The organism is Agromyces sp. GXQ0307 (assembly GCF_044769845.1).
GTDB lineage: Bacteria > Actinomycetota > Actinomycetes > Actinomycetales > Microbacteriaceae > Agromyces.
Genome location: NZ_JBIZVY010000004.1, coordinates 122646 through 135107, shown reverse-complemented (window position 1 = coordinate 135107; position 12462 = coordinate 122646). Strand labels below are relative to the sequence as shown.

Annotated in this window: 14 protein-coding genes; 9 read left to right on the top strand and 5 right to left on the bottom strand. The window is 74.3% G+C overall.

Going from position 1 to position 12462, the window contains the following annotated elements; translation table 11 throughout:
* The first annotated feature begins 4 nt into the window (after positions 1–4).
* Positions 5–817, top strand: a complete 813-nt coding sequence (locus tag ACIQH8_RS15055; protein ID WP_401000109.1) for a polyprenol monophosphomannose synthase — start codon at positions 5–7, stop codon at positions 815–817.
* Here ACIQH8_RS15055 and ACIQH8_RS15050 read toward each other — a convergent pair.
* The 3 genes from ACIQH8_RS15050 to ACIQH8_RS15040 form a co-directional block, all read right to left on the bottom strand.
* On the bottom strand, positions 769–2043 hold the full coding sequence (locus tag ACIQH8_RS15050; RefSeq protein WP_401000107.1) for an ROK family transcriptional regulator: 1275 nt from the start codon (positions 2041–2043) through the stop codon (positions 769–771). The two genes, ACIQH8_RS15055 and ACIQH8_RS15050, sit on opposite strands and share 49 nt — an antisense overlap.
* Before the next feature lie 94 nt (positions 2044–2137).
* Positions 2138–3682: a carboxylesterase/lipase family protein gene (locus ACIQH8_RS15045; RefSeq protein WP_401000105.1), complete on the bottom strand. Its 1545-nt coding sequence runs from the start codon at positions 3680–3682 to the stop codon at positions 2138–2140.
* A 14-nt stretch (positions 3683–3696) separates the two neighbouring features.
* Positions 3697–4314, bottom strand: coding sequence for a TetR/AcrR family transcriptional regulator (locus ACIQH8_RS15040; RefSeq protein ID WP_401000103.1), 618 nt, complete (start codon positions 4312–4314; stop codon positions 3697–3699).
* A 125-nt stretch (positions 4315–4439) separates the two neighbouring features.
* Here ACIQH8_RS15040 and ACIQH8_RS15035 point away from each other — a divergent pair, with 125 nt between their 5' ends.
* The 7 genes from ACIQH8_RS15035 to ACIQH8_RS15005 all read left to right on the top strand — a co-directional run bounded on the left by ACIQH8_RS15035 (position 4440) and on the right by ACIQH8_RS15005 (position 9260).
* Positions 4440–4916: a hypothetical protein gene (locus tag ACIQH8_RS15035; protein WP_401000101.1), complete on the top strand. Its 477-nt coding sequence runs from the start codon at positions 4440–4442 to the stop codon at positions 4914–4916.
* A gap of 1 nt (position 4917) precedes the next feature.
* Positions 4918–5268 (top strand): hypothetical protein, encoded by a 351-nt coding sequence (locus tag ACIQH8_RS15030; protein ID WP_401000099.1) that lies wholly within the window; start codon positions 4918–4920, stop codon positions 5266–5268.
* A gap of 84 nt (positions 5269–5352) precedes the next feature.
* Positions 5353–6144, top strand: coding sequence for an MTAP family purine nucleoside phosphorylase (locus tag ACIQH8_RS15025; protein WP_401000097.1), 792 nt, complete (start codon positions 5353–5355; stop codon positions 6142–6144).
* Entirely contained in the window at positions 6141–7190 is a 1050-nt protein-coding gene (locus ACIQH8_RS15020; RefSeq protein ID WP_401000095.1) for an NAD-dependent epimerase/dehydratase family protein, read from the top strand. The genes ACIQH8_RS15025 and ACIQH8_RS15020 overlap by 4 nt, the downstream gene beginning before the upstream one ends.
* Positions 7187–7870 carry a glycosyltransferase family 2 protein gene (locus ACIQH8_RS15015; RefSeq protein WP_401000093.1) on the top strand — a complete coding sequence of 228 codons (684 nt, stop codon included), beginning with the start codon at positions 7187–7189 and terminating at the stop codon, positions 7868–7870. Before ACIQH8_RS15020 ends, ACIQH8_RS15015 begins: the two co-directional genes overlap by 4 nt.
* Positions 7867–8499 (top strand): DUF2064 domain-containing protein, encoded by a 633-nt coding sequence (locus tag ACIQH8_RS15010; RefSeq protein ID WP_401000091.1) that lies wholly within the window; start codon positions 7867–7869, stop codon positions 8497–8499. The genes ACIQH8_RS15015 and ACIQH8_RS15010 overlap by 4 nt, the downstream gene beginning before the upstream one ends.
* Positions 8496–9260 (top strand): class I SAM-dependent methyltransferase, encoded by a 765-nt coding sequence (locus ACIQH8_RS15005; RefSeq protein ID WP_401000089.1) that lies wholly within the window; start codon positions 8496–8498, stop codon positions 9258–9260. The genes ACIQH8_RS15010 and ACIQH8_RS15005 overlap by 4 nt, the downstream gene beginning before the upstream one ends.
* Here the strand turns inward: ACIQH8_RS15005 and ACIQH8_RS15000 are convergent.
* Positions 9146–9589 carry a hypothetical protein gene (locus tag ACIQH8_RS15000; RefSeq protein ID WP_401000087.1) on the bottom strand — a complete coding sequence of 148 codons (444 nt, stop codon included), beginning with the start codon at positions 9587–9589 and terminating at the stop codon, positions 9146–9148. The two genes, ACIQH8_RS15005 and ACIQH8_RS15000, sit on opposite strands and share 115 nt — an antisense overlap.
* Complete coding sequence (locus ACIQH8_RS14995) at positions 9586–10776, bottom strand: molybdopterin-dependent oxidoreductase (protein WP_401000085.1); 1191 nt, start codon at positions 10774–10776, stop codon at positions 9586–9588. The genes ACIQH8_RS15000 and ACIQH8_RS14995 overlap by 4 nt, the downstream gene beginning before the upstream one ends.
* Positions 10777–10903: 127 nt before the next feature.
* On the opposite strand from ACIQH8_RS14995, the gene ACIQH8_RS14990 reads away from it, so the two are divergent.
* The gene (locus ACIQH8_RS14990) at positions 10904–12298 is read left to right on the top strand and encodes a hypothetical protein (protein WP_401000083.1); all 1395 of its coding nucleotides are present in this window, start codon (positions 10904–10906) and stop codon (positions 12296–12298) included.
* The last annotated feature ends 164 nt before the right edge of the window (positions 12299–12462 follow it).

Genomic DNA, 12462 nt, shown 5'->3' with positions numbered 1-12462 from the left:
TGACATGTCGTCGCGTGGTGAGGAGCAGCCGGTGAGCGGACCCCTCGTCGTGATCCCCACGTACGACGAACGCGAGAACCTTCCCGGGATCGTGGCACGCGTGCGTGCTGCCGTGCCCAGCGCATCGGTGCTCGTCGTCGACGACGACTCGCCCGACGGCACCGGCGAGCTCGCCGACGAACTGGCCGCCGCGGATGCCTCGGTGCACGTGCTGCACCGGCGCGGCAAGGAGGGCCTAGGCGCCGCGTACCTCGCCGCGTTCGACTGGGCGCTCGAGCGCGGCTTCGATCCGATGGTGCAGCTCGACGCCGACGGTTCGCACCTGCCCGAGCAGCTTCCGGCGCTCCTCGACGCGCTCGAGACGACGGATGCCGCGGGGCGACCGGCCGATGTCGTGATCGGCTCGCGGTGGGTGCCCGGCGGTTCGGTGGTGAACTGGCCGCGTCGGCGGGTGTGGCTCTCGAAGACGGGCAGCACGTACTCGCGGTGGATGCTCCGGGTGCCCGTGAACGACGTGACGGCCGGATACCGCGTGTATCGCGCCGGCGCGCTCCGCGCCCTGCGACTCGACGACGTCCACACGAAGGGCTACGGCTTCCAGGTCGACATGACCTGGCACGCGGTCACGGCCGGACTCCGTGTCGTCGAGGTGCCGGTCACGTTCGTCGAGCGCGAGCTGGGGCGGTCGAAGATGAGCGCGGCGATCGTGTTCGAGGCGATGGGTCGCGTGACGGCCTGGGGCATCGCACGCCGACTCCGACGGACGCGTCAGGCGACGGCCGGGGCCAGCGCCGACCGGAGGCCGTCGCGCGCCTGACGGCGTGCACCCTCGAGCCCGAGGTCGTCGCCGAGTCTCGCAGGCGCCAGCCGCGGGATCGCGTTCAGCGCACCGTTGCCGATGGTCGGCCGGTTGTCGCGGAACGACGCGTCGATGTCGTCGACGAGGGGCGCCCACCAGCCGTCGACGATGATGACGTCGGGATCGATCGCGGGGACGACGACCTGCAGCGCACGGCCGATCCAGAGCGCGGCGTCGAGCCACGCCCAGCGCGCACGGTCCTCCGATGCGGCGATCCGATCGGCCAGCTCGGCGATCGCGGCGGTGCGGCCGTACGTGAGCTCGAAGTCCTGGAGTTCGGCCTTGGCGAGCACGACGTCGGGTGCGGCGACGGTGGCGAGGCAGCCGCGCTGACCGCATTCGCACCTGATGCCGTTCGGGACGATCGGGAGATGCCCGAACGTGCCGGCCAGGCCGTGGGCCCCCGAGTACGGCTCGCCGCGGATGACGATCGCCGAGGAGACCTGCGCGTCGCCCGAGATGTGCAGCACGATCTCCTCGTGGTGCCCGGACCCGTCGCCGGCACCGGCGCTCGCTTCGGTCGCGGCGCGGGCGGATGCCGCCGTGCGGAGCGCCGGCGGGACGACGAGGTCGTGCTCGATGACGGCCAACCGCTCCGACCGGGTGCGGAGCGCGGAGACGACGTCGAGCGGTTCGAGTCCGAGCGTCGCGTCGCCGATGACGAGCTCGGGAGCACCGACGACCGCGCCCTGCACGAGGAGCGTGACCTCCGCGATCCGACGGTCGTCGCGCTCGGCCTGGGCGATCGCGCGGTCGACGACGACGGCGAGCGCGTCGAGCGGTGCGGCATCGGCGGGCCGGGGGTCGTCCACGGCGATGGCGACCGGCTCCTCGTAGCGTGCGATCTCGGCGCCGTCGAGTTCGGCCAACGTGGCGATGGCGTCGTCACCGGCGACGCCGGCCGTGAGGAGGAGCCGGTCGGCGATCGAGAGGCGGAGTCTGCCGTGCCGTCCGTGGTCACCGCTGTCGGGTTCGACCAGCAGGTCGGCGTCGATCATCCGAGCGACGAGCCCCGAGACGGCGGTCCGCCCGAGCCCGGTCGCGCCGGCGAGCTCTGCGCGCGTCGCGCTGCCGTGGACGAGCAGGTGGTCGACGAGGCGTGCGGCGTGTTCGACGCGCCCTGCCTGGTTCGCCGCGGTGCTCTCGGTCGGGTCGTGGGCTGCGGTGGCGCCGGGCTGCGTCATGGCGCCAGCATGACGGTTCGGGACGCCGGGCGAGAAGTGCCCCGTTCGGGGGGTGGCGGAGGGGTGACGAACGACCGCGACGCCTCCGGCCCCGTCAGACCCCCGCGAGCGGTCGCGCCGACGCGTAGGCGTCGGGCACCGTCGCGACCGTCAGGTCGTACACCCGGGCCGGGAAGGCCTCGCCGGCCGCGGTGGGCCAGGACGGATCCGTGCCCCGGACGAACGCGACGACGTCGGCGTGCAGGCGGTCGGCGAGGCCCTGCGGCGGGCGCGCGCCCGCGATCGCGGGCACGTGGCCCTCGGCGAGCACGTCGAACAGGAACGGCACGTCGAGGCAGTGCACCGCGGCGCCGGAGACGGGGGAGCGCCACGAGAACCGGTACGCCCAGGTGGCGGCGGGGGCCGCGCCATCCGATGCCGCCGCGGCGGCGCCGAGCTCACGCGCCGCGACCATGCGCACGAGCGGCGCGCGGAAGATGTGGTCGCTGACGTACCGCCCGAGCACGGCGGCCGTACCGCGCAGCCGCTCGCCGCGGTTGGCCTCGAGCCACTCCGAGCGTCGGGGCTCGACAAGCCCGAGCCGTTTCAGCGCCGCCTTCCGCGACACCCAGCGCAGCCTCCCCTCGGCGCTGCGGAACGCGGATGAGAACTCGTCGTCGGTCGTGCCGAGCACGAGCGGCACCGAGGCGCCGACGCCGGTCGCGATCGACGAGGCGGTCCTCGCCGGAATCAGTCGCCCGTCGACGACCGGCCCGAGCGGTAGCCCGTCCGCGACGAGCTCGACACCGCCGCCACGGGCGCCGCGCGGCGGCTGGAGCGCCTCCCGCTGGAGCTGCCGCAGGCGCTCCTCCGACAGGGATCGCAGCCCGTCGAGGTCGGGGCGGACGTCGCCGAGTTCGCCGAGTCGCTGTGCGAACGCCTGCGCACGCTCGGGCGACACGTCGGCGACCGCGGGGGAGATCGCCCACACGCGGTGGAAGAGACCCTGTGCGCGCGGCATCCCGAGCAGCGTCAGCACGGCGCCGCCGCCGGCGGACTGCCCGGCGATCGTCACGCGCCCCGGATCGCCGCCGAACGCGGCGACGTGGTCGCGGACCCACTCGAGTGCGAGCAGCCAGTCGAGCACGCCGCGGTTCGGCGCGGCGCCGGCGATCCAGCCGAACCCGTCGAAGCCGAGGCGGTACGACACGTTCACCGTCACGACACCGTCGCGGTTGAACGTGCGGCCGTCGTACCAGGGGCTCGCGGGCGAGCCCGCCACGTAGCCGCCGCCGTGGAACCACACGAGGACGGGCAGTCCGCCCGCCCCGCCCGGATCGGACGTGCTCTCGGCACGGGGCGACGGCGTGAAGACGTCCACGTTCAGCGTCGCCTCGCCGGGCACCGACGGCTCCGGAATGAGCGTGACCCCGGGGTCGCCGCGTTGCGGCGTCGGTCCGTGCTCGAGCGCGTCGCGCACGCCCTCCCACGGCCGTGCTGGCACCGGCGGGGCGAAACGCAGGTCGCCGACGGGGGGCTCGGCGAAGGGGATGCCGAGGAACGCGGCCGATGCGTCCGGCGTGCCCGGCGTGCCCCGCCACCGACCGCGGACCGTCCCGGACCTCGTCCGGACGTCGACGGTCGGTGCGGGGTCTGGCACGGGATCTCCTTCGGTCAGCCCTCGGCGGGCGGGGCCTGCGCCGCGGAGGCGTCGGCGGGTTCGAGCAGTCGCAGCAGTGCCGACACGTGCGCGGCCATGTCGACCGAACCGTCCATGAGCCACTGGACCTGCAGGCCGTCTGCCGAGGCCAGGAGCAGCATGGCCGCCTGGTCGGCGTCGAGGTCGGCCCGCACCCTGCCCTCGGCCTGCATGCGGCGGATGTCGGCCCCGACGAGTTCCCGGAACGTCCGCGTGCGCTCGGCGAAGAACGCGTGCGCCGGGTGCGCGGCATCCGTCGCCTCGGCCTGGAGGCGGACGTAGAGCTGGATCAGGCCGGGAACGTCGGCGTTGCGACCGATGATCCGACGGAACCCCTCGAAGGTCGATGTCGGGCCGGCCGCGTCGTTGATGCGCGCCAGGTCGGTCTCGTCGCGCTTGCGGAGCACCGCGGCGAAGAGCTCCTCCTTGGTGCCGAAGTAGTGCAGGAGACCGGCCTGGCTGAGCCCGACGGCCTCGGCGAGCTCTCGGACGGAGGCGCGTCCGTACCCCTCGCGGGCGATGACCTCGAGGGCGGCCGCGAGGATCTCCTCGCGCTTGGCGACGCCCTTCGCGTACGCTCCCCGCTGTGCCATGCCATCGATACTAGGTTGCGTCGCGCCCGCGGCCAGTCAAGGGGTTGGGGCCGGATGGCTCGCGGCGTACGCTGCCGATGCAGGCGACCCGTCGTGGTCGCCATGCCGACACGCGAGGGGGACGCATGCCGAAGACCGCTGCCGACCGCGATGCCCGCCGAGACGCGAAGCGCGCGGTGAAGGAGGCCGAGCGCGCCGAGAAGCAGACGCGCAAGCTCGCCTCGTCGCTGCCCGAGCCGGCGAAGTCGAGGGTGACGTCCGTGGCGTCCGCCGAGAAGCGACGCATCGCCATCGTCAGGCGGGAGGCCGACCGCGTGCCCTACGCCGCACGACGGGCGGCGAAGCGCTCGGCGGGGCGTCTCGAGCGCGTCGCCGTGCGGTACGGGTCGGCGGGCGGGCGCGCATCGTCCGCCGACGCGTCGCGGAAGGGCGGCGCCGCGAAGTCGATCGAGCGCCAGCGCAAGCAGGTGAAACGGCCCTCGAACATGGCGATCGTGAGCGGCTTCCGCACGCTGTTCTCAGCGATCACGACGCCGACCGACCAGGAGCGCGCGCGGAAGACCGCGAAGGAGCGCGTGCGGAGGATGAAACGGAGGAGCTGACATGGCGATCCGACTGAACGAACCGGCGTTGCGTCAGGCGCGCGCGCTCGTGCGCGACGGCAGGGTCGTGCGCGACGAGCGCGAAGACTGGAGCGAGCACGCGCCGAGCGCGGACGATGAGAACGCGTTCGTCGACGGCGAGGGCTGGACCGAGTACCGGCATTGGCACCTCGGCGTCGACGACGACGAGAACGACGAGACCAAGGGGGCGTACTCGTTCCCCTACGGCGACTTCTCGAAGGTGCATCGCTGCGCGGTCATCTCGCTCGAGAGCCGCGCCGGCCAGTACGACCACCACGAGATCCGCGACGCCGCGCGGAAGCTCCTGGAGTTGATCGACGAGGCCGACTGATGCCGCACCGGCGACACCGGCGCGTCACCGGATCGTAAGGAAGCGCCTCGATCCGGCGGAGCGGGGGACGGGCAGGGTTGAGCCATGGAGACGGTGGGGGTGATCGGCGGCACGGGGCTCGCCGCGCTGGTCGAGGGCGACGCGCGCGAGCACGCGACGCCGTTCGGCGCGGCGACGGTCACGGTGGGTGATCTCGGCGGCCGTCGGGTCGCGTTCCTCGCGCGCCACGGCGACGGGCACACGATCCCGCCGCACCGCATCAATGCGCGTGCGAACGCGTGGGCGCTCGCCGACCTGGGGGTTCGGGCCGTCGTCTCGACCGCCGCCGTCGGGTCGCTGCGTGCCGGGTTCCCGACGCAGTCGTGGGCGATCCCCGACCAGCTCCTGGACCGCACGTGGGGTCGCGCCGACACCTTCTACGACGGCTCCCTCGTGCGGCACCTGCCGTTCGCCGAGCCGTTCTGCCCCGAACTGCGACGCATCGCGATCGAGGCGCTGCCGGATGTCGCGGGGCGGGCGACCGTCGCGGTGATCCAGGGTCCGAGGTTCTCCACGCGGGCCGAGGCATCCGTACTGCGCGACGCCGGCGCGGACCTCGTCAACATGACGCTCTGCCCCGAGGTGGCGCTCGCCGCCGAGCTCGGCATGGGCACGGTGACGCTCTGCCTCGTGACCGACACCGACACGGGACACGTCGAGGACGACCCCGATGCGGTGACCGCCGAGCTCGTGTTCCGCCGGCTCGCCGAGGCGCGGCCTCGCGTGCTCGCCTCGCTCGAACGGATCGTCGCCGCGATCCCGGCGGACTATTCGCCGCGCGACCTCATCGACGACGAGGCGATCGCGCACGTGCTCGGGCGGTCGGTGGTGAGATGAGCGCCCTCGTCACCGGCGGTGCCGGGTTCATCGGCGGCGAGGTGGTGCGACTCGCCGTCGAACGGGGCGACACGGTGCGGGTGCTCGATTCGCTGCGCGCGGACGTGCATGCGGCATCCGTCGCCCCGCCGGACGGCGTGGAGCTCGTGCACGGCGACGTCCGCGACCCGGCGGTGCTCGACCGGGCGCTCGCCGGTGTCGACGCCGTGTTCCACGAGGCGGCGAAGGTGGGCCTCGGCGTCGACCTGCAGGACGCCCCGGACTACGCCGCGTCCAACGTGCTCGGCACGGCCGAGCTCGTCGCCGCGATGGAGCGGGCGCGCGTCGGCCGGCTCGTGCTCGCCTCGTCGATGGTCGTCTACGGCGAGGGGGCGTATCGAGACGCCACTGGGCTGCGGCGCCGGCCGGCCGCGCGGAGGGTCGCCGACCTGGATGCCGGTCGGTTCGAGCCGCGCGACCCCGAGACGGGGCATCCGCTCGCCCCCGACCTCGTCGACGAGGACGACGCGCTCGACCCGCGCAACGTCTACGCGCTGACGAAGCTCGCGCAGGAGCACCTGGCCGCGTCGTGGGCGCGGGCGACGGGCGGTCGCGCGGCGCTCCTGCGGTACCACAACGTGTACGGGCCACGGATGCCGCGCGACACCCCCTACGCCGGTGTCGCCGCGATCTTCCGCTCGTCGCTCGCGCGCGGCGAAGCCCCGCGCGTGTTCGAGGACGGCGCGCAGCGCCGCGACTTCGTGCACGTGACGGATGTCGCCGCCGCGAACCTCGCCGCGGCGGACGCGCTCGACGCGCTGCCCGACGGGACGGCGCGGGCCTACAACGTCGGATCGGGTGTCGTCACGACGGTGGGCGAACTCGCCGGCGGGCTCGCGCGGGCGATGGGCGGGCCCGCGCCGGTCGTCACGGGCGAGTACCGCCTCGGCGACGTGCGGCACATCACCGCATCATCCGCTCGTGCCCGTGCGGAACTCGACTGGGTGCCGCGCGTGGCGCTCGCCGACGGACTCGCCGAGTTCGCGGCAGCCGGGGCGTCGCGATGAGCGGCGGAGCCGGCGGCGAGCCGCGCGTCGACCTCGTGCTGCCCTGCCTCGACGAGGAGCGTGCACTGCCGTGGGTGCTCGAGCGGCTGCCCGACGGCGTGCGCGCGATCGTCGTCGACAACGGCTCGACCGACCGCTCGGCCGAGATCGCGCGCCAGCACGGCGCGACCGTCGTCAGCGAGCCCCGGCGCGGCTTCGGTGCGGCGGCCAATGCCGGGCTCGAGGCGGCGACCGCGCCGCTCGTCGCGTTCTGCGACGCCGATGCGTCGCTCGACCCCGGCGACCTCCCCGCGCTCGTCGCACTCGTCGAGCGCGGCGACGCCGACCTCGTGCTCGGGCGACGTCGGCCGACGAGCGGGTCGGCCTGGCCGCTGCACGCGCGCGTCGCGAACCGCGCGCTCGCCGCGCGCATGACCCGCCGCACGGGCACGCGGCTCCACGACCTCGGCCCGATGCGCGTCGCCGAGACCGCCCGCCTGCAGGCACTCGGCATCCGCGATCGGCGCAGCGGGTTCCCGCTCGAGATGGTGCTGCGGGCCGCCGCCGACGGATGGCGCATCCGCGAGCTCGACGTGCCGTACCGCCCCCGCGAGGGCAGGTCGAAGGTGACCGGCACCGTGCGCGGCACGCTGACCGCGATCGGCGACATGTCCCGCATCTTCCGCGAGGTCCACGCATGACCGCCGTCGCCGTCATCGCGAAGGAGTGCCGGCCGGGTCGCGTGAAGACCCGGCTCACTCCGCCGTTCACGGCCGAGGAGGCCGCCGCGCTCGCCGCCGCGGCACTCGACGACACGCTGGCCGTGGTCGCCGCGCTCCCCGTCGATCGTCGCGTGCTCTACTTCGACGGCGACGTGGCGCCCGAGGCGGCGGCCGGGTTCGACGTGCTCGCCCAGACGGCGGGCGACCTCGACGAGCGGCTCGCGCACCTGTTCGACGTGGTCGACGAGCCGCTGCTGCTCGTGGGCATGGACACCCCGCAGCTGTCGACCGAGCTCGTCGCGGCCGCGCTCGGCGTCGGCGACGCCGACGGGTCCGTCGCAGCATGGCTCGGCCCGGCCGCCGACGGCGGATTCTGGGCGCTCGCGATGCGCGAGCCCGACGGCGCGGTGCTCCGCGGCGTGCCGATGTCGCGCGACGACACCGGACGACGCCAGCTCGAACGACTCGAGGCGGCCGGGCTCGTCGTGGGCCTGCTCGACGAGCTCACCGACGTCGACACGGCCGAGTCCGCGGCATCCGTCGCCCTCGCCGCACCCGGCACCCGGTTCGCCCGACTGCACCGCGAGCTCGCACGAGGTCGATCATGAGCGCCCCGCCGTTCCGCCCGCCACCGGTCGCGTTCGGTGCCGGTCGCGGCGAACCCTACGTGCGGCTGCTCGCCGGCCAGGACGTCGTGACGCTCTCGCTCCGCGGCGCCGACGGCACCTCGCACCGGCTCGACGCAGGCAGCTGGGTCCGTCCGGCGGGTGACGCCGACCTCACGGTCCTCGACCGCGCCACGGGTCCGCTGCTCGACATCGGCTGCGGGCCCGGCCGGATGCTGCACGCCGCCGACGCCCGATCGCTGCCGGCGCTCGGCATCGACGTCGCCGCGCACGCCGTCGAGCGCGCACGGCGCGCGGGCGGCCTCGCGCTGCAGCGGTCGGTCTTCGATCGGCTTCCGCTCGAGGGACGCTGGCAGAGCGTGCTGCTCATGGACGGCAACATCGGCATCGGCGGCGACCCGGCCGCGCTGCTCCGCCGTTGCGCGGAGCTCGTGACCGGCGGTGGTCAGGTGCTCGTCGAGGTCGACGCCGATGCCGACCTCGCGGTGGTCGGCCACTGCACCCTGGTCGACGACGACGGGCGCGAGAGCGAGCCGTTCCCGTGGGCGCGTCTCGGCTGGGCGGTGCTGGCCGACCTCGCATCCGACGCGGGCCTCGCGGTCGCCGAGCACTGGGACGCCGCGGGGCGTCACTTCGTGCGCGCGGCGCGCTCGGCGCGGAGGAGCCTCGTGCGCGAGACGCGCAGCGCGATCGTGGCGACGACGAGCAGCACGGCCCAGATGACCGCGAGCGCGATGCCGTAGGAGCCGACGAGGATCGTCGGGTTGGGATTGCCGAGCGTCGATGCGACGAGCGCCGGCACCGTGATCGCCGTGAGGATGGCGCCGACGACGAGCGCGCCCTGCGCGATCGCGACGCCTCGATCGCCGACCCGGCCGCGCACGCGCGCGGCGCCGAGCCCGAACGCGACCACGACGGGTGCGACGACGCCGTCGTGCAGCAGGATCGCCGCGCCCACCCACACCGCGATGCCGAACCAACGCGAGGGCGCGATCTCGGTCAGCGCCAGGAAGACGCCCACGGCGGCGAGCCCGAGCCCGGCGGCGATGAGGATCCCGCGCGCCGCCCTCACCCCGTCACCTCGATCCGTCGCAGCCACTTCGTCTGCATGACGCCCGGCCGCCCCGGCGCGATCACTCGGGCGGGGAAGCCGTGGTCGACGTCGAGCGTGCCGCCGTTCACCTCGAGCGCGATGAGGGTCAGCGGGTCGCGCGCGTACTGGGGCGGCATCTCGGTGCGCGCGAACGCGCCCCGCTCCTGCAGGCTCTCGATCCGGAGCGGAGCCGTCGGCTCCGCGGCATCCACCGCGGCGAGGAGGTCGACGAGCCGCACACCGCGCCAGGTCGCCGACTGGCTCCACCCCTCGACGCACGCGATGGGCAGCACCTCCTCGGCCTGCGGCAGGCCGCGGAGGTCGTCGAGCGTGAAGTCGGTGGACCCGGACGGCGTCGCGACGGTGAGCACCCAGTCGGGCGCGACCGCCGTCTCGGTCACGCCCGCCTGTGCGGCCGTGCGGTTGACGGGCAGGCCCTGCGGACCGACGCCCATCCGGCGCGGGGCGAGCACGTTGACGGGTGCGAGCGCGGGCACCGTCTGGCCGGCCGTGAGTGCGACGGCGGATGTCGCGGCCGCGCCGATCGCGGCGAGGAACCCGCGCCGCGAGACGAACCGCCCCGTGGCATCCCCTCGATCGCCCGCAGGTCGCCGCCAGACCTTCGCGATCACCGGCAGCTTCATGCCGAGGTGGATCGCGAGCGCTCCGATGAGCACCCAGGCGAGCGCGAAGTGCGTATCGCGGAAGGGGAACGGGAACGCGTACCACTGCACGAGGTTCATCAGGCCGATCGTCACCTCGACGAGTGAGACGCCCACGAGCACCGCGATCGACGCGCGCTCGAGGAAGTGCGCGACCGACCGGACGGGTGGCCAGGCGAACAGGCGCGGATAGACCGTCCACAGCTTCGCGAGCAGCAGCGGCACGGCGGCGGTGCCGGTGATGACGTGCAGGCCCTGCGTCCACCGGTAGAGCTCGACCGGCCTGGCCGGCATCGGCAGCCACGGCAGCGGGCTCTGCAGCAGGTGGCTGTAGACGCCCGTGCCGAAGCAGATCAGGAACGCCGCGCCGAGAAGCCGGCCGACCACGACCGTGGTGCGGGGCGACTTCACCCGCGGGTCGGATGCCGCGTCGTGTGCGGCGCCCGCGAGCGGCTCGAGTCGTTCGGCGATCCGAGCCGAGGCGCGTTCGGTGAAGCCGGCCATGCTCCCAGTCGACCACCGCTCCGGATCGGAAGCGAGGGCTGGACCTTACGGTTCGCGGACGCGAGTTCCGACATCCGTAATGTGTCCACCCCTGCCCCGGTGCGCGACCGCTCCGTAGTCTCGGAGGATGCAGGTCGAAGCCGGGACTCGTCGCCGCGCCCTGGTCGTCGCGGCGCCCTGGATCGGCCTCGGGGTCGCCCTCGCGCTCATCGCGCTCGCCATGATCGTCCCGGGCCTGCTCGGCCAGGACATGAACATCAGGTCGTTCCCGCCGCTGCACGCCGAGTGGATGCCGAGGCTCGGGCCGGGCACGCTGCCCGCCGTGCTGCTCGCCGTCGCCGCGTCCGTCTGGGGTGTCCCGCTCGCGCGCCGGCTCCGCTGGGGCGCGCTGCTCGGCGTCGCCTACGCGGCCGCGGTCGCCTGGATGGTCGCTCTCGCGACCGTCGACGGGTGGGACGGGATCGGCCGGATCCTCGAGCACCGGTACGAGTACCTGGGCACCGCGCGCGAGGTCACCGACTTCGGCGCGACGCTCCGCGACTACATCGCGCACATCCCGCTCGACTCGGATGACAACTGGCCGGTCCACATCGCCGGCCACCCGCCCGGCGCACTGCTGTTCTTCGTGGTGCTCGTTCGGCTCGGCCTCGGCGGTGGGCTGGCGGCCGGGTTCGTTGTGCTCCTCGTCGGCGCGACCGCGGCGCTCGCGGTGCTGATCCTGCTCCGTCGGTTCGGTGCCGAGGATGCCGCGCGCCGCGCCGCGCCGTTCCTGGCGATGGGTCCCGCGGCGATCTGGTTCGCGGTGTCGGCCGACGGCATGTTCGCCGCGGTCGCCGCCTGGGGGCTCTGCGCGCTCGGGTTCGCCGCGACGGCCCGTCGCCGCTCGCGCGAGATCCGCGCGACGGAGGTCGCCGGGCGCGGCACCGGTGCCATGGTCGCCTGGAGCGTGCTCGCCGGGCTGCTGCTGGGGTACTGCGTGATGATGTCGTACGGGCTGCCGATCCTCGGGATCCTCGCCCTCGCCGTGCTCGCGCTCGGCGGCGACTGGCGGCCGCTGCCCATCGCGGCCGCGGCGGCGCTCGCGGTGGTGCTCGCCTTCGCGGCGTTCGGGTTCCTCTGGTGGGAGGCGTTCCCGGTGCTCGTCGAGCGCTACTGGGACGGCGTGGCGAGCCGCCGCCAGTTCACCTACTGGGTGTGGGGCAACCTCGCGGCGCTCTCGATCAGCGCCGGACCGCTGATGGGCGCGGGGATCGCCACGACGGCGGCGCGGGCCACCGGATGGCGGTCGGAGGCCCGCGCCGAGCGCGTCGCGATCGTGCTCGCGCTCGCCGCCGCGGCCACGATCGTCGCCGTCGACCTCTCGCAGATGAGCAAGGCCGAGGTGGAACGCATCTGGCTGCCGTTCGTCCCCTGGCTCCTCGTCGGCACCGCGCTGCTCACCGATCGCTGGCGCCGCGCCGGCTTCGCCGGACAGCTCGGCTTCGCGCTCGTCGTGCAGCACCTGCTCGTGACGAGCTGGTGAGTCCGCTGGCGCATTCCGCCGCTCGACCGCCCGCCGGTTCACCACGGTGTGGCAGCCGCGTTCGCGGCGATACCGTCCACGAGGACGTGCCAAGCAGGGCCGAGGACCTCGCCGGCGAGACGACGGGGCGGATGCCACGGCCGTCGGCACGTGGCATCCGCCCC

Excerpts from the sequence above, each read along its gene's own strand:
- ACIQH8_RS15055 (WP_401000109.1), top strand. The coding sequence starts at position 5 with ATGTCGTCGCGTGGTGAGGAGCAGCCGGTGAGCGGACCCCTCGTCGTG.
- ACIQH8_RS15050 (WP_401000107.1), bottom strand. The coding sequence starts at position 2,043 with ATGACGCAGCCCGGCGCCACCGCAGCCCACGACCCGACCGAGAGCACC.
- ACIQH8_RS15040 (WP_401000103.1), bottom strand. The coding sequence starts at position 4,314 with ATGGCACAGCGGGGAGCGTACGCGAAGGGCGTCGCCAAGCGCGAGGAG.
- ACIQH8_RS15035 (WP_401000101.1), top strand. The coding sequence starts at position 4,440 with ATGCCGAAGACCGCTGCCGACCGCGATGCCCGCCGAGACGCGAAGCGC.
- ACIQH8_RS15030 (WP_401000099.1), top strand. The coding sequence starts at position 4,918 with ATGGCGATCCGACTGAACGAACCGGCGTTGCGTCAGGCGCGCGCGCTC.
- ACIQH8_RS15025 (WP_401000097.1), top strand. The coding sequence starts at position 5,353 with ATGGAGACGGTGGGGGTGATCGGCGGCACGGGGCTCGCCGCGCTGGTC.
- ACIQH8_RS15020 (WP_401000095.1), top strand. The coding sequence starts at position 6,141 with ATGAGCGCCCTCGTCACCGGCGGTGCCGGGTTCATCGGCGGCGAGGTG.
- ACIQH8_RS15015 (WP_401000093.1), top strand. The coding sequence starts at position 7,187 with ATGAGCGGCGGAGCCGGCGGCGAGCCGCGCGTCGACCTCGTGCTGCCC.
- ACIQH8_RS15010 (WP_401000091.1), top strand. The coding sequence starts at position 7,867 with ATGACCGCCGTCGCCGTCATCGCGAAGGAGTGCCGGCCGGGTCGCGTG.
- ACIQH8_RS15005 (WP_401000089.1), top strand. The coding sequence starts at position 8,496 with ATGAGCGCCCCGCCGTTCCGCCCGCCACCGGTCGCGTTCGGTGCCGGT.
- ACIQH8_RS14995 (WP_401000085.1), bottom strand. The coding sequence starts at position 10,776 with ATGGCCGGCTTCACCGAACGCGCCTCGGCTCGGATCGCCGAACGACTC.
- ACIQH8_RS14990 (WP_401000083.1), top strand. The coding sequence starts at position 10,904 with ATGCAGGTCGAAGCCGGGACTCGTCGCCGCGCCCTGGTCGTCGCGGCG.